10 protein-coding genes are annotated in these 15,740 nt (G+C 54.6%); 9 read left to right on the top strand and 1 reads right to left on the bottom strand.

The features are described from left to right. Positions 1–45 precede the first annotated feature (45 nt). Complete coding sequence (locus CGZ75_RS07840; RefSeq protein WP_089523650.1) at positions 46–972, bottom strand: AraC family transcriptional regulator; 927 nt, start codon at positions 970–972, stop codon at positions 46–48. A 111-nt stretch (positions 973–1,083) separates the two neighbouring features. Between CGZ75_RS07840 and CGZ75_RS07835 the strand changes: the two genes are divergently transcribed. From CGZ75_RS07835 to CGZ75_RS07800, 9 genes are all read left to right on the top strand, one after another. Further along, on the top strand, positions 1,084–4,008 hold the full coding sequence (locus CGZ75_RS07835; RefSeq protein ID WP_089523649.1) for a family 78 glycoside hydrolase catalytic domain: 2,925 nt from the start codon (positions 1,084–1,086) through the stop codon (positions 4,006–4,008). A gap of 84 nt (positions 4,009–4,092) precedes the next feature. Further along, the gene (locus CGZ75_RS25130; RefSeq protein WP_176444727.1) at positions 4,093–4,248 is read left to right on the top strand and encodes a hypothetical protein; all 156 of its coding nucleotides are present in this window, start codon (positions 4,093–4,095) and stop codon (positions 4,246–4,248) included. Between the two features lie 264 nt (positions 4,249–4,512). Further along, complete coding sequence (locus CGZ75_RS07830; protein WP_089523648.1) at positions 4,513–6,084, top strand: N-acetylmuramoyl-L-alanine amidase; 1,572 nt, start codon at positions 4,513–4,515, stop codon at positions 6,082–6,084. A 17-nt stretch (positions 6,085–6,101) separates the two neighbouring features. Then, complete coding sequence (locus CGZ75_RS07825; RefSeq protein WP_089523647.1) at positions 6,102–6,740, top strand: GerMN domain-containing protein; 639 nt, start codon at positions 6,102–6,104, stop codon at positions 6,738–6,740. A gap of 37 nt (positions 6,741–6,777) precedes the next feature. Further along, on the top strand, positions 6,778–9,483 hold the full coding sequence (locus CGZ75_RS07820; RefSeq protein WP_089523646.1) for an S-layer homology domain-containing protein: 2,706 nt from the start codon (positions 6,778–6,780) through the stop codon (positions 9,481–9,483). Between the two features lie 178 nt (positions 9,484–9,661). Continuing rightward, a complete protein-coding gene (locus CGZ75_RS07815; RefSeq protein ID WP_245850741.1) occupies positions 9,662–10,564 on the top strand; it encodes a copper amine oxidase N-terminal domain-containing protein in 903 nt (300 codons plus the stop codon). A 130-nt stretch (positions 10,565–10,694) separates the two neighbouring features. Further along, positions 10,695–11,402, top strand: coding sequence for an endonuclease III (gene nth / locus CGZ75_RS07810; RefSeq protein ID WP_089523645.1), 708 nt, complete (start codon positions 10,695–10,697; stop codon positions 11,400–11,402). A gap of 16 nt (positions 11,403–11,418) precedes the next feature. Then, positions 11,419–11,709, top strand: coding sequence for an NAD/NADP transhydrogenase alpha subunit (locus tag CGZ75_RS07805; RefSeq protein WP_089523644.1), 291 nt, complete (start codon positions 11,419–11,421; stop codon positions 11,707–11,709). Positions 11,710–11,892: 183 nt separating this feature from the next. After that, the gene (locus CGZ75_RS07800) at positions 11,893–15,567 is read left to right on the top strand and encodes a dynamin family protein (protein ID WP_425436478.1); all 3,675 of its coding nucleotides are present in this window, start codon (positions 11,893–11,895) and stop codon (positions 15,565–15,567) included. The last annotated feature ends 173 nt before the right edge of the window (positions 15,568–15,740 follow it).

Here is a 15,740-nt window from a genome sequence, read left to right as displayed (position 1 = left end):
CAGCAAGAAAAAAATAATCCATCGAAGTTTCCTGTCCATAACTAGTTATAACATAATAATGGATGCCAAAGCTTCTCGTTTGCGGTACTCTCGAGGAGACAATCCCATGCGACGGGTGAAAATACGCGTAAAAAAGCCTCTGTCCGTGTACCCACATTTTTCGGCGGCCAGCTGTACGCTATCGCCGCTTAGCAGAAGCTTGCAGGCCAGCTCGATGCGGATGTCCTGCACGTAATCGCCCAACGTTTTTCCCGCTGTTTCCTTGAATTTACGGTGGAAATGACGTACACTCCAGCCGATCTCGGCAGCGAGCTGTTCCGCATGAACCGCTTCGGCCGGGTTCTGTTGGATGCGTTCCAACAGCAGCTCCAGCTTATCCTCCCCACGATGCATAGGAGCAGGGGATGCCGGATCGCCTTCAAAGTGTTCCTCCTCGGCAAGCCCACGTTCGATCTCGGCTAACAGCTGCACAAACATCGCATGCAGGATTGGCTCCGCATATTCCTCCTCTTTACGATGCACCGCAAGAGCCGCCTCGAATATTCGCCGATACGCTCCCTTATGATCCTTTAATTTCACCCACTCAGGCTCGCGGCCAGATGCCAACATATCCAGCGCCATTCTGGCGCGCTCAAGCCGCTTCATGCCTGGGAATCCGGCCATTGCTGCTTCAACCTGCTCCGGCAAAAAGATGAAGTTGCTTATGAGCAGCGGCTCCGCGCCTTTCATCGAGCGGGGACGAAACACATGCTCCGTGCCGATCGGCAGCAAAAATAAATCTCCAGGCGCTACGTCCATAGAGCAATCTCCGATGTAATGCGTTCCTCTTCCTGTCAAAACAAGGCTGATTTCCGCAAATTCATGCCGATGCAGATGCAAATGAAACGACTCCGACACCTGATTGATATGGTAAGGCAGATTATGATGGAAAAATAGCGAAGCCGGCGTTACATCCACTACGGTGCGAACCATGCGTTCCCCTCCTTATTGTCAGAATAACCATCCTTTTTGGCATAATCAACCCCTTTTTTATGAATGCTTGAGCGTACAATGAGGTGGAATAAGGCAGAGAGGATGATCATCATGAATATTGGCCGGACTTGGTCAGCCAAATGGATTTGGGGCGGAGAAGAGGATCGTCCCCGCAACGAATGGCGCTGCTTCCGTAAAAGCTTTGAGTGCCCGGAGAACGGCCTCAAAGAAGCTGTTTTGCATATAAGTGCAGATTCCCGCTACGTTCTGTATGTAAACGGAACGCAAGCGGGACGCGGCCCCGTCCGTTCCTGGCCCGAGGAGCAATCCTATGACAGTTACGATGTCGCTCATCTGCTGCTGCCCGGCCGCCGCAATACGATTGCTGTGTTAGTGCTGCATTTTGGTATGTCCAATTTTTATTATTTGTTGGGACAAGGAGCTCTCATCACAGAGCTGGAAGGACCATCCGGCGTATTGCTCGCCACGGACGATTCCTGGGGGACAAGCCGCCTTCCGGGACAACAGTCCTCAGCTCCCCGCATGTCCTGTCAGCAGGCTTTCGGCGAAGTTATTGATGCGCGCGAGCTTCCAGAGCATTGGACAACAGACGAAACTGCGGAAGGCTTTCAGGCTTCTGGCATGGGTTGGGAGGCGGCAAGGCAAGTTGCTGCTGCTGGCGAGGGCCCTTGGAAAAAGCTCGTCCCCCGCGACATTCCGTTTCTTACGGAAGAAAAGGTATATCCATCGGCTGTTATATCTCTGTGTGAGGTTCAGCCTCCGGCGTATGCGGCCGCTTTTGATCTGAAAACAATTATGCTGCCGGAAAGCGTTTGGAGCGCTAATCCGATCGCTTACAAAGCGTTCCTTTCGGTTCAGGTCAATGTTGAAAAATCCTGTACCTTCACAATCGGGTTCCCTACGGGAGCCGAAGGAGCCGTTTTTCTTGACGGCAAAAAGGCCGTGCGCAGCTACGGCGTGGAGCCGGAGCGCTACGACGTATTTGAAACGTCGGCAGGCTCGCATCTTGTGCTGATTGAAACGGAATCCCGCTACGATCACGGGAGCAGCTGGCATCTTGGGTTCCATGCCGATGCGCCGTTTACGCTGTCCCGCCCTGAATTGGCATCAACAGCACTAAGCGGTTCTGCCACCGGGACAAATGCTGACGGCAATCCGTTTGCACTGATCGGCCCCTTCGCCACTGCCGAGCGGACGCAGCATTGGCTGGACAGTCCGCCGCTCCCCGATCATCCGCTTTATATTCAGCTGCGGGAAGGGGTTTCGCCGGAAAGTCTGCCGGAGCTTGAGTCGTGGGTGAAGCCGCTCGATACCCGCCTGTATACTGATCAGGACGTATTTGGCAGCAGCGTGTGGCAAACAGCGACAAGGGCGCTGGCTGTTCCGGCACAGCTGCAGCAAATGGTCGTACCCGCACCTGAACCGGCGGTTCTGCCCGGCCTGGCTGGAGATTGCGAGTTTGTCGTTGATCTCGGCGAGCAGCGCTCAGGTTATATCGGCTTTGAGCTGGAAGCAGCAGCCGGCACTATTTTAGACGTATATGGGATTGAGCATATGGAAGGAGACTACCGGCAGCATACGTACGGACTGGATAATACCATTAGTTACATCTGCAGGGACGGCAGGCAGAGCTACCTCTCGCCTGTGCGTCGGGGCTGCCGTTATCTGATCGTAACCGTGCGGCAAGCAAGCGCTCCCGTCAAGCTCTACGAAATGTATATGAACCAAAGTTCGTATCCGCTGCCGCAAAGAGGAGAGTTCCGCTGTTCCGATTCGCTTCTGAACGAAATTTGGCAAATTAGCCGGCGTACAACCAAGCTCTGCATGGAGGATACCTTTGTCGACTGTCCAGCCTACGAGCAGACTTTCTGGGTCGGCGACGCCCGGAATGAAGCTCTAGTTAACTATTATGTATTCGGCGCGACCGATATCGTTAAACGCTGTCTGAATCTCGTTCCCGGCTCAGAGAGCCGCAATCCGCTTTATTTGGATCAGGTGCCGAGCGGCTGGAACAGCGTCATTCCGAACTGGACCTTTTTCTGGATGATCGCCTGCCAGGAGTATGTGGAGCATACGGACGACAGCGACTACGCCAAAACGATCTGGCCATCGGTGCAAAGCGCATTGGAAGCGTATTACGAGTACATTGACGATAAAGGTCTGCTGAATATCCGCAGCTGGAATCTGCTGGACTGGGCGCCAATTGATCAGCCTAACAGCGGCGTGGTAACACATCAAAATCTGTTCTTTATGAAGGCAATGAGGCTATCTGCAGCTCTTGCGCAAAGAGCGGGGCAGTCGGAACAAGTGTCCCTGTGGCAGGAGCGGAGCGAAGTGCTGCGGACCGCAATCAACCTTCATCTGTGGGATGAAGAGCGTCAAGCTTTCCTTGACTGCATCCATGAGGACGGCAGGCGCTCGGAAAAATTCAGCGTTCAGACTCAGGTAATTGCTTGTCTTTGCGCCGTTGCAGACGGCGAGCGAAAAGCCTCGATCGAGAGTCATGTGCTTCAGCCGCCTGTTGGCTGGACGCAAATCGGCAGCCCGTTTATGAGCTTTTTCTATTATGAGGTGCTGGCAAGCCTTGGGCGCTCCGACCTGCTTGTGGATGACATTCGCCTGCAATACGGACGTATGCTCGATCACGGGGCGACGACTTGCTGGGAGATGTACCCAAGCTTTAAAGAGAACCGGGCCAGCTCCGATATGCTGACACGAAGCCACTGCCACGCCTGGTCGGCGGCTCCTGGATATTTTCTAGGGCGGGAAATTCTCGGTGTTCGGCCGTTGGATACGGGATGGCGCAAGGTGGAAATTGCACCGGAACCGGCCGGACTGAGATGGGCCAGCGGGGCTGTTCCCCTCCCGGAGCAAGGCGAGATCAAAGTAGCGTGGAGTATGAATGGCGATAACATGAAGCTGACCGTAACGGCGCCGGAAGGAATCGAACTCGATTTCAAATGGCCGGAAGGCGTTAAGGGAAGTTTGGAGGTTAAGCGGGTTTTCTTGCTGTAAGCTTGGTGCGGGTTTGGAATCGGTCGTTTACAGCTCGCTAGCTAGTAGTTCCCCTGATGGGAAAAATTCTTCAGGGGATTTTTTGTGATCCTAGAAGTTGCACTGATCCTGTTGTCGAACGAAGCGGAGCGAGCCATCGTCCTGGAGAAACGGAAGTGGTCGCATTTGCAGGCGAATTTTAACCGGACTATGTCCAAGGAAATCAGGAAATTCGACTGCAAGAGCGGATCGGAAGGATGATGGCACGCGGAGCGAAGCTGCGATAACGATAGAAGGTTAACGAGATAAGAAGCGAAGCTATAGCAGCAGTAGAAATACTACAATGCCACATTTGCTAGATAGACAAATTAATCAGGGCAACCTCCTCTATACGCAAAAAAAGTTGCCAAGGTTCCCTTTTTTTCGCAACTATTCGAGCTAACTCGCGTCTAAATATTTGCCTGACTTTGCCATAGTGGATGCCGCCGGCATGGTGAAGCGGGTGAATTCGGTTTTTAGAGGTGAATGATGAAGAAAGTAGTTTTAATGCTGTTGTTTGTGGTTGTGTCTTTATCCATGTTCGCTACGGTCTCATCCGCGGCGAGCAAAGCTCCCAAGCTGTTCCTGAACGGTCTGGAGCTTCAGTCGGCATCGGCGCCGAGAATCGAGAAGAGTACTACTTTCATTCCGATTCGTACGGTGGCCGAAGGGATGGGCTTTGATGTCACATGGGACAAGGCGGCAAAAAAGGCAGTCATACATAATGGAGACAGCCTGATCGAGCTCGTTGTCGGCAGCAAGTCGGCCCAGGTCAACGGATCGAAGGTCGGGTTGGCAACCCCAGCGAGGATTGTCGGCAATGGATCTGCCAGCACAACGATGGTTCCGCTGCGTTTTGTCAGCGAGAACATGGGTCTGCAGGTGTATTATGATGCTCCGGCGAAATCAGTTTATCTGTTCCAGCCTAATGTAGAGGAGCCGACTAATCCCGGCTCGGATGGCGGCAATGGAACAGAACCTGGCGGCACAGAGCCTGGTGGTGGCAACACTCCCCCTGGCGACGGCAACACTGCACCAGGTGGCGGCAACACGAATCCTGGCGGTTCGAACGGTAACAATGGAAACGGCGGAAACACCGGCGGCAATTCCGGTACAGGTACGATTCCCTCAGACGCACAGGCACTGATTACGTCCATTGATTATGACGGAATCGGCACGACGAACATTGCTTATGAAGGTATTACCTCTGTAGGCGAGCCACAAGTTTTGACCAATCCGGATCGACTTGTGCTGGACATTCCGGCAGCGGCGTTCAAAGAGACATTCTCTCCTGGTTTCACGGCCACGACGGCCAAGATGGGAGAGCTGGTGACGGAAGGCCCGCTGCTGACGAAGGTGCGCTACTCTTATTACTCGGACAAGCCCTCTACGGTAAGGCTTGTATGGGATTTGCAAGGGGCAGCACAGTATACGGTCACCAAGACGGAAGGCTTGATTCAGCTCACCATTGGAAATGCGCTTGAGCCGATTCCAACGGAACCGACAACGCCGTCCGGAGACAAGATTTTCAAAGTTGTCATCGATGCGGGCCACGGGCAACAAGATCCTGGGGCGTCAGGCGCAACAGGCAAGACGGAGAAATCCTTCAACCTGGCTATTGCACTGAAGGTCAACGAGCTGCTCAAGAAAGAGCCTCGTATCCAGCCGATCTTAACCCGTTCGGACGATACTTTTCTTACTTTGGACGAGCGAGTGGCACTGGCCAACAAGCTGAATGCCGATCTATTCTTGTCCATTCATGCCAATGCGCTTAAAGGATCTCCCGCTTCCGGAACGGAAACGTACTATAGTCGTCCGGACAGCAAAACGTTCGCTGACATTATTCATAAACATTTGCTTGATGCAACTGATCTTCCAGACCGCAAGGTCAAGACTGCAGGATTCGTTGTCATCAAAAAAACGAATATGCCTGCTGTGCTGACGGAATCAGGTTTTTTGACCAATTCCAAAGATGAAGCGGTGCTTTTCAATGAGGCCAAGCAAAATGAAATCGCGCAGGCGCTTGTGAAAGGCATTAAGGAATATCTCAACCTGTAAGGAGGCGACAGTTAGCCATGAAGCAGCCTAGAACTAAGCTGGCGGCGCTGCTGGCCGTTGCCGCTGTAACACTCGCCCTTGCCGGCTGTGGAGCGAAGGAGTCGCTCGACAGCGGCGCCGGAGGGGCTAGTCCTTCACCTTCGCCCGCCGCTGTTGCTCCCACCTCTCCTTCTCCTTCACCTTCACCGCAAGCCGGGGAGGGCTCTGGAGAAGGGACGACGGTTGGCAACGGATCCCAGAAGGACAAGACGAAGCTGGAAATCATCATCTACCAGACGGATTCCGAGCTGACGGCTCTCAAAGAGCTGAAGACGGAAATCAGCTTTGCGAACGAAGAGGATAAACTGCGTGCAGCTCTTGAAGCTCTCGCAGGTGGGGACCGTGAAGGCAACCAGTCCTTATGGCAGGGAGTAACGCTCAACTCGGTCAAGGTGTTAGATGGAGCTGCGACGGCTGATATGACGATTCCGGACGAGTCCCGTCTCGGCGGCCCTGGCGAACAACTGGCGCTCGAAGCGATGGTCAAAACGGCATTCCAGTTCAAAGAGATTCAATCATTGGATCTGCTTGTGGACGGCAAGGCCGTAGATAGCTTGATGGGCCATGTGGAGCTGGATCACCCGATCCTGCGCAGCGCCTACGAAGCTACAAAATGAATGTAGATTAATCCAATCATAGGGGAGAGCCGAAAAGATGCCACTGTCCACCAAAGCCTATAGAATTGCCACGGGTATGATCGCCCTCTCCCTCCTGGCTGGAGGATCGGCCGCTGCAGCTGCAGCGGCTTCTTCCTCGTCAGGGGGACCGGTTGCGACTGCAGCAGCCGGATCGTTTTTTGCCGATGTCAAAACAGGTCACTGGGCTGAGCGCAGCATTATGAAGCTGGCACTGCAAGGTATTATCGTTGGTGACAAGGGGAATTTCCGTCCCGCTGCGTCCGTGAGCCGTCAGGAAGCCATTGTCATGGCGCTGCGTTTTATGGGCAAAGAGAAAGAAATTGACGCCGAGCAGGCCGTCGTGTTCCCGGAAACGTTTAAAGTAAATACATATTACAAACCTTACGTTGTTCTTGCCTTCAAGCTGGGCTTGCTGGATCAAGCGGAGGAGTTCAAAACGGCGGAGGCACAATCCAAGCAGGAGTGGGGCGGCACCACGGCTTCTCGTGAGTGGATTGCCAAGCTGATCGTTAAAGCCGCTGGCAAAAACGATTTGGCGCTTGAGCTGGCCACGAAGAGCTCTTCTTTCCAGGATGCTAAATCGATCAGCAACGGTTATGCGGGATATATTAACGCTGGTGTATCGCTCGGGCTCGTAAAAGGTGTCACCGCCCAAAAGTTTGACCCGCTAGCGGCAGTCAATCGCGCCTCGGCGGCGATAATGTTCAGCCGCGCTCAAGCGCTGGCTCCAGTTTCTTATCCTGGTGAAACAGGGGGAGTACTCACTTCGGTGAATGGCACGACGATTACACTTTTCACGGATGACGGAATGCGCTCGTTCAACTTGGCTGCGGATGCCCGCTTCTACAAGTTTGACAGCGAAGCCGCCCTCAAATCGTCCTCCGAGCTCCAGTTGTACACTCATGTGCAAGTGCTGGGCGGGGGAACGGATGCCCTTTTTGTGGAGCAGACAGATTCCGAGCCACAGGTGAAATCGACGGAAGGAAGCATCTCGCGCGTAGCCCCAGCCCAAAATACGATTTGGCTGTGGGACGGTGAGCGGATGATCGATATTTCGTATGACTCCACTCTGAGCATTAAGACGCAAGAAGGCGCTAAGCTGGCGCTTTCCGACCTTAAGCCGGACAGCCAGGTCATCGTCAAAACCGATACTTTCCGCGAGAAGCCATCCGCTCTTGAGGTTATCGTCAAATCGGCACCGATAAGCAAGGAAGGCACTGGCACCGTGTCGGCAGCAGGAAGCGGATTGCTGACGGTCAAAACGGCAGCCGGAAGTGATGAAACATGGCCGGTCGGTGGGGCTGTAGTGGTGCTCGGCTGGGATGGCCGGGCGCTGACTGATGGTCTGGCCGGGCTGAAGGCGGGCGACAGCGTAAGCTACGTTGTCAAGGACAGCCAAGTTGTATCCGTGAAAGTAACCGATACGAATGTCCGTGCTGCCAGCGGTACGTTTAGCGCGTATGCCGGGGATATTTTGACCTATGTGTCCGGAGGCAAATTGCAGTCCAGTTATTTGGCCGACAATGTGGTGCTTGTCATCCAAGGCATTGATGGGCCGGTGCTGAGCGATCTGTACAAGGATGATCAGCTGGAGCTGACGCTCGATGCAGCCGGCAAAGTGACCCAAATCAACGTTAAAAACCGCTCGCTTAGCTCACTGACTGGCGCTGAGATTCTCAGTTATAGCGCGGAGCAAAAGGCTCTCACTGTCAAGGGAACAAACGGCAAGCTGGTTGCTCTTCAGGTGACCGACAAAACGAAGGTTGAGCTGAACGGTCAGCAAATGCCAGTTGCTACAGCTGCTTCGTTGCTGCGTCAAGGCCAACGCGTCTCGGTCGGTTATTCCGGCAGCGATGCTGTGCTTATCCGTTTTGTTTACCAATATTCAGGGACGATTGGACTGCTCAATACAGCGACAAAAACGCTGGCTCTTTCACTTGAGGATGGAACTTCGGTTACGTTGCCTTTTGATGCGCTTTCTGTCGACTGGTATGGTAAAACTGGCGCCGTGCTTGCTGATGTTAAGGTGGGCATGAAGGTAACGGCTGCTCTCGATAGCAATCAGACCAAGGCGGTCAGCCTTAAAGTACATCAGAATATTCAGTTTAAAATTTCAACCATTGACGCTGCAAACAAAATAGTTGGACTGCAGCCCCCTTCCGGAACCGGCATTGCCCTGAACACAGGCAACATCTCGCTGAAAGGCGAGGACGGAGCTGCAATCCCGTTCACTTCACTTGCCGTAGGACAGACGGTCAACGTTACGTATGCGGGACAGGCTCCGGCCGCTCTGACGCAAGTAGGAGTTCGTTTCGGTAAAGTTACGGCTGTTGCTGCTGACTCCGTTACGATTCAGGAATATGGCGGCGCTAGCCGCACTGTAGCGCTTGGTACCGGATTCTCCATCATCAAGAACGGCACAACTAGCAGCGTAGCCACCGCTATCGCTGTTGGAGACCGCGTCGAGGTGCGGAAAAATGCCGATGGAGCCGTTGTCATCGAGGATAACAGCGGTATGAAGCGTAGCTTCTGGAAGCTCGAAAATGGCCAGCTGCTCGTTAAACGCAGCTCGCTTAACGACAGCAACTACCGCTTCGCTGTTAGCGAAACGGCGGTTATCACGGCAGCGGGCGCGCCGATCGCGCTCAGCGCGCTTGTAGATGGCGACGCGATTACGTTGTACGTATTCGGCGGCAAAGTTTTGGAAGTTGTGAAGGGCTAATGTTCCGCTAGCACCATCGGGATTGAAGTTCATGATGCTCCAGCCTTCGGGCTGGGGCTTTTTTACATTTAAACAGGATGGGTGAGAAAAAGAAATTTCATTTAGGGGTCGAAACTTTTCCCCATAATGAACGTCAAATCATATGTTAAAATATGGGATTATGATAGGGGACAAGATCATGTTGAAGAAATGGATCAAAGTGTTGGTTGGCTGCGCTCTGCTTTCTAGTAGTCTTCTCTTTACGAGTACTTCCGTACATGCAGCAGCCCCTTCGGTCTTCGTGAACGGGGAGCTGCAGGGAAAGGCGATTACAGTAAATGAGAGAACTTTGGTCAAGTTACGGGCGCTGACGGATCCGGAATGGCTCGTTTTTGCCTATGATCCTAAGACGAGAATCGTCATGTTTCACACGAAAGACAATCGTATTAAGGTAGAATTACGCGAGGGAGAAAAAACAGCTACCGTCAACGGCAAAAAAGTTCCCATTGATGCAGCAGTTGTAAACAAAGGTGGCTTGACCTATATCCCGATTCGTTTTATAAGCGAGACGCTTGGCGCATATGTGAAGTATTTTGCGGAAGACAATCGTGTCATCGTCCGTACACCTAGATATGAGACGCTTATGCAAGGAGACCTTACGAAGGCACGGCTAGTTGCGATGGGACTGCCCAAAATTCAAGGTGATGCCCCAGCGCCTGAATCCGGTGAAGGCTACCATTCCAGAGGTTATATTTTTCCGGAAGGCGAGGCTCTCCGTTTTATTTTTAACGATGCGGGATACAGTTACGGATATTATGAAGTGAATGAACAAGGCATGGCGATCCTTAAATGGCAGTATGATGATGTGGCGGAGCGGGAATGGGGGACGAAGCCGGCCTTTAAACGATCTGTTTATTTCGATGATTTCTTTATGAGCGGATTGTTTAATTACGGCACAATGGACGCTGAAGGCAAGCGTAAGGAGCTAGGGAGCTTTAAACCTGAGCAAAGTTATAGCAATATTGCGATGCCGATTGAAGGGGAAAAACGAACGGATGCCAGACCCGAACCGGAAGCTCCTCAAGGGAAAATAAAGAAGTAATCATGAACTTTTCATTACAGGAGCCCAGAAAGGGGCTTCTTTTTTTAGCGATAAGTGCTTTTTCGGTTGCACCGGGCGAGTAGATTCGTTAAACTTTGAACGATAGTGCAACTAGGGAGAGATCGTTTCGATGAAGGCTTCGGATAAAATCCGGTTCATTCTGGATACGATGGCGGAGATGTTTCCAGACGCTCACTGCGAGCTGAACCATTCAAATCCGTTCGAGCTGACGATCGCGGTGCTGTTGTCTGCTCAATGCACGGATGAGACAGTCAATCGGGTCACAGCAGATCTGTTTCGCAAATACCGCTCGCCCGAGGATTATCTCAAGGTGGAGCTGTCCGAGCTGGAGCAGGACATTCGCCGTATCGGTCTGTTTCGCACTAAGGCAGCTAACATTCAGAAGTTATGCCGAATTGTGATGGAACAATATGATGGAGTGATTCCTTCTACGCATGAAGAGCTGACGGGGCTTCCCGGTGTTGGCCGTAAAACAGCCAATGTAGTTGTCAGCAATGCTTTCGGCGTGCCAGCAATCGCGGTGGATACTCATGTAGATCGGGTATCGAAGCGACTTGGTCTAGCGAAGCCCGATGATTCGGTGCTTGAGGTCGAGAAAAAGTTGATGCGGCGGGTGCCACGCGAAGAATGGACGCTGACGCATCACCGATTCATCTTTTTTGGGCGGTATCATTGCAAGGCACAACAGCCCAAGTGTGAGATATGTCCGCTGATTGAATTGTGCAAAGAAGGACAGCGGCGTATGAAAGTGGCTTCCGAGCCTAAACCTAAACAAAAAAAGGGAGCTCCTGCCAAACGGGCTGCTTCCAATCTTTAAGCGAAGGATGATGACAATGAAATGTATCAGCGTATTCACTAATGATTTTGCGTTGTTTTCGGATATTTATGAGCAGGTAATGACATCCCCTCCGGGTGAAAATGAAGACCTCGTTATCGAAGGCGTAACGGTCAGCGGCTCCGGCGATCTGCCAGCCCAGTACCTTGAGCGCATGCGCATCAAGCCTGAAGTTGTCGTTATGCGCGAGAAGAAACGCAACGTTATGATTCTGCAACATGGCAATGTGTTCGAAATCTGCATTCCGACGGAAGAGGATGAAGATGAAGAAGAAGCGCCAGCAATTTAGTCCTATGGCGCGCCCGCATGCGGGCCTTGTCTGAGCTCACGGCCAACAGCCGTCCCTGTCGCCGGGGACGGCTGTTTTTCATTATATATATTTCGTGAAGTGGGCAAAGCTGTATTGCTTGCGGGACGCCGCATGGTGGACGGGAGAAGAGAAAAAGAGGTGTTTCAGTTGAAACAGGCAACTATGCAAAAAGAATCATTGCTTGGTCTTCAGGGTGCGGCTCGCGGCCTCGCTGGTTTGCTAGTGCAGGAAAAAGCGGAGGAGCTCGCCGGGCGCTCGCAGCAGTTGGAGGATAAGCTGGAAGCTGGGCTGCTGACGGTTGCCTTCTGTGGGCATTTTTCGGCAGGTAAGTCGACGCTGGTCAACGCGTTATGCGGTGCCACGTTGCTGCCCTCCAGTCCGATTCCGACTAGCGCTAATGTGGTATCAATTCGCAGCGGTGAACCGGCAAAAGCAGTCATTCAAGCGATCGTGGATGGCAAGGAAACGACTCTTGAAGCTGATCCGCTACGGCTAGAGGACTATTGCAAAAACGGCGAAGTGTTTCGCAGCGTTGACATTACCTATCCGGCTGCCGGACTAGGTCGGCATACGCTGCTGCTGGATACGCCGGGCATCGATTCAACGGATGACGCTCACCGCATGGCTACGGAATCGGCCCTGCATTTGGCTGACGTCGTGTTTTATGTGATGGATTACAATCATGTGCAATCGGAGATTAACTTCGAATTCGCCAAAGGGCTGAAGGATTGGGGAAAGCCGTTGTACCTGATCGTCAATCAAATCGACAAACACCGTGAGGAAGAGCTTCCCTTTGCCCAGTACAGACGCAGTGTGGAGGAGGCTTTCCGCAGCTGGCATTTGGAGCCGGCTGGTATTCTGTATTTGTCGCTGCGTGAGCCGAATCATCCCTATAGCGAATTCGAGGAGCTGAAGCGGCTGCTCGCTGAGCTAGAAGGACACCGGTTGGAGCTGACACAATGGAGCGTTGACGCCTCGCTGCGGCATCTGGCGCGTAGCTTCCTGCGTCTCAAGCTTGAGGAAGAGGAAAGGGAGCGGGAGCAACTGCAGGAGCAGGCTGGTCCGCAGGAACAGCGAGCGGAGCTCCAGCAGTCGATGGGTGAGCTGCAGGCGACGGTCGCCGGTGCGGAGTCGGGGCCAAGACAACTTGAGGATGCGTTAAAGGCGGATATATCCAAAACGCTCGACAATGCCAATTTGATGCCAGCGGCGATCCGCGATATAGCGGCGGCGTTTTTGGAAAGCCGTAAGCCTGGATTTAAGGCGGGGCTGTTGTTCGCCGCCGCCAAAACGGCTGCGGAGCAGGAACGTCGCGCCGCAGTGCTGGTGGAGGAGCTCGGCAGGCAGGTGCAGGCCGAAGCAGCCTGGCATTTGACCGAGCTGCTGCGCAAAGCGGGGGATCGTGAAGGTTTGCAGGGCGAGCAGCGCCAGCAATGGGAGCGGCAGCTTGAAAGTGGGCTCGCCTGGCTGCCGGATGGGGCCTGGCTGGCGGCCCGCGTGAGCAGCGGCGCAGTATTCGGCGGCGAGTACACGCTCGTGTACTGCCGCGAGGCTGCCGCGGAGATTAAGGCGCAGCTGAGGCGCGGCGCGTTCCAGGCCGCAGCCTTGCTCGCGGCTGCGGTGGCGCCGCGTTATGCGGCCGCGGCGGAAGCTGCGTGCGGCGAGCTGGCTGCGCTAGGCGGCCAAGCCGCCGCGCTGGCGCGGCTTGGCGCGCTGGAGGCGGCCGCCGCGGAGCGCGAAGCGCTCGCGGGCGCGCTGCTGCCGGCAGCAGCGCAGCGGCCGGCACTGCCGGCGCCGCAGCGCGCAGCGCGAGCCGGCGCAGCCGCGCAGGCGCAGGCGGGCGCAGCCGCGCCAGCCGCAGGCGTGGCCGCGGCACGCGGCGCTGCGCCTGCGGCGGCGCATGGCGCCAGCGGCGCGCGCGCAGGCGCAGCTAGCGCGGGTGCGCTTGCGCCGCAGCGCGCTGCTGCCGCGCGGCTGCGCGCCGCGGCGGAGCTGCTCGCGCCGCAGCCGGCGCTAGCCGCGGCCGCGAGCGCGATGCTCGCCCGCGCCGAGCGCCTTGGCGCGAGCAACTTCACGATCGCGCTGTTCGGAGCATTCAGCGCGGGCAAATCCTCGCTCGCCAACGCTCTCATAGGCGAGCGGGCGCTGCCCGTATCGCCGAATCCGACAACGGCGGCGATTAACCGCATTCTTGCGCCGACGGCGGAGCAGCCGCATGGGACGGCGCGCGTCAGTATGAAAAGCCGCGAAGCGCTGCTGGACGATTTGCGCTACTCGCTTTCTTTGCTGGGCGAGGATGCTTCAACTGCCGAAGAAGCAGTACTGCTGCGTCGTATCGCTGCACTTCGTCCAGAAGGTATTCACGCCGCTGGGAGGCCGCATTATAGTTTCCTCAAAGCAGCTGAATCCGGCTGGGCAGAGCTGAACCCGCTGCTTGGGCAAGAGCTGAGTGTAGAAGAAGAGGAGTACCGCCGCTTCGTGGCTGAGGAAAGCCGCTCCTGCTTCGTTCGCGAGATCGAGCTGTATTACAGCTCGCCGCTAACGGATCAGGGGATCGTACTCGTCGATACGCCAGGGGCTGATTCTGTCAATGCCCGCCATACGGGAGTGGCCTTCAACTACATCAAGAACGCCGATGCGATTCTTTTTGTCACCTATTACAACCATGCTTTCTCCCAGGCGGATCGACAGTTCCTCATGCAGCTGGGCCGGGTGAAGGATCAATTCGAATTGGATAAAATGTTCTTCCTCGTCAACGCGGCCGACTTGGCCGCATCCGGTGATGAGCTGAACGATGTTTTGAAGCATGTGGAAAGCAATCTGCTGCAACATGGCATCGGCTTCCCGAGATTATTCCCGGTCTCCAGCCTGCTCGGCCTGAGAGGCAAGCAGACTGGAGATGAGGAAGTTCTTTCACAATCCGGCATTCCAGCGTTTGAGGACAGCTTCCTCAGCTTCACTCGAAACGAACTCGGCCGATTGGCCGTGCAAGCAGCAGACGGTGAGCTGGATCGCGCCGCAAGGACGATTCAAGGCTGGATTGAGGCCGCTGAAGGCGATGCCGATACGCGGGAGCGTCAAAGAGCCAAACTGGAAGAGATGCGAGAGCAGGGGCTGCGCATCCGCGCCGATATCGTTGATTCTCCACCGAATGCTGAGCTGGAAAAGGAGATGCGGGAGCTGTTCCACTACATCCAGCAGCGTATCTGGTTCGGCTTTGGCGATTTCTACAACTTTGCTTTCAACCCCTCGAGCCTGCAGGATGACGGGCGTGATCTGCGTCATTCCGTTTGGACATCCTGGTTAGAACTGCAACGTATGCTGCAAATGGAGCTTTCGCAAGAATTACTGGCGACGACGCTGCGTCTGGAAACAGCCTCCGGTAACCTAATTCGCACACGCAGCGAGGCTGCCGCTGGGAGCTTATCCTCCATGCTGCCTGGTTTCCAGCACGCGCCGTGGGAAGCATCAGCCCTTGGGGCCCCGCCGGAGCTTACTGCGTGGCAAATTTCGTCCGTGGACGGCAAGCGGCTGTATAGCTTGTTCCGCAATCCGCGAAGCTTTTTTGAGGGCGATGGCAAAAAGAAGCTCCGCGACGAGCTTGAGCAGCAGCTTGCCCCGGACATCCGTCGCTGGATGGAGGAGGCCTCCGCAGCTTGGCTGTCTCATTACACAACTTGCTTGAATATTGGCTTAAAGGATGCAGCTGACACGCTGCTCGGGGCATTCGCTCTTGACTTAGATGGCCGTATTGCCTCTATGCACGAGGGCGGTAATCTCGAGGCGCTTCGCGAGCTGAGCGCTAAGCTAGCTGAGTTGCAGCAAGAGGCGGGCTAAGCGCTAGGATAAGCATCGGCGCGCCATTCAAGTAACAAAAGTTACTTGCTTCTCTCCAAGTGAGCATCAGGAGCGTCATTCAAGTAACAAAAGCTACTTGCTTCGCTCCAAGTGAGTATCGGCTCGCCACTCAAGTAACAAAAGTTACTTGGTTCGCTCCAAGCGAGCATCGC

The organism is Paenibacillus herberti (assembly GCF_002233675.1).
Lineage (GTDB): Bacteria > Bacillota > Bacilli > Paenibacillales > Paenibacillaceae > Paenibacillus_O > Paenibacillus_O herberti.
Note: the sequence above shows the minus strand (reverse complement) of the source record. Positions and strands in the feature narration are given on the sequence as shown.

Coding starts and splice junctions, on each gene's coding strand:
- CGZ75_RS07820 (WP_089523646.1), top strand. CDS start 6,778: ATGCCACTGTCCACCAAAGCCTATAGAATTGCCACGGGTATGATCGCC.
- CGZ75_RS07830 (WP_089523648.1), top strand. CDS start 4,513: ATGATGAAGAAAGTAGTTTTAATGCTGTTGTTTGTGGTTGTGTCTTTA.
- CGZ75_RS07835 (WP_089523649.1), top strand. CDS start 1,084: ATGAATATTGGCCGGACTTGGTCAGCCAAATGGATTTGGGGCGGAGAA.
- CGZ75_RS07805 (WP_089523644.1), top strand. CDS start 11,419: ATGAAATGTATCAGCGTATTCACTAATGATTTTGCGTTGTTTTCGGAT.
- nth (WP_089523645.1), top strand. CDS start 10,695: ATGAAGGCTTCGGATAAAATCCGGTTCATTCTGGATACGATGGCGGAG.
- CGZ75_RS07840 (WP_089523650.1), bottom strand. CDS start 972: ATGGTTCGCACCGTAGTGGATGTAACGCCGGCTTCGCTATTTTTCCAT.
- CGZ75_RS07815 (WP_245850741.1), top strand. CDS start 9,662: ATGTTGAAGAAATGGATCAAAGTGTTGGTTGGCTGCGCTCTGCTTTCT.
- CGZ75_RS07825 (WP_089523647.1), top strand. CDS start 6,102: ATGAAGCAGCCTAGAACTAAGCTGGCGGCGCTGCTGGCCGTTGCCGCT.
- CGZ75_RS07800 (WP_425436478.1), top strand. CDS start 11,893: ATGCAAAAAGAATCATTGCTTGGTCTTCAGGGTGCGGCTCGCGGCCTC.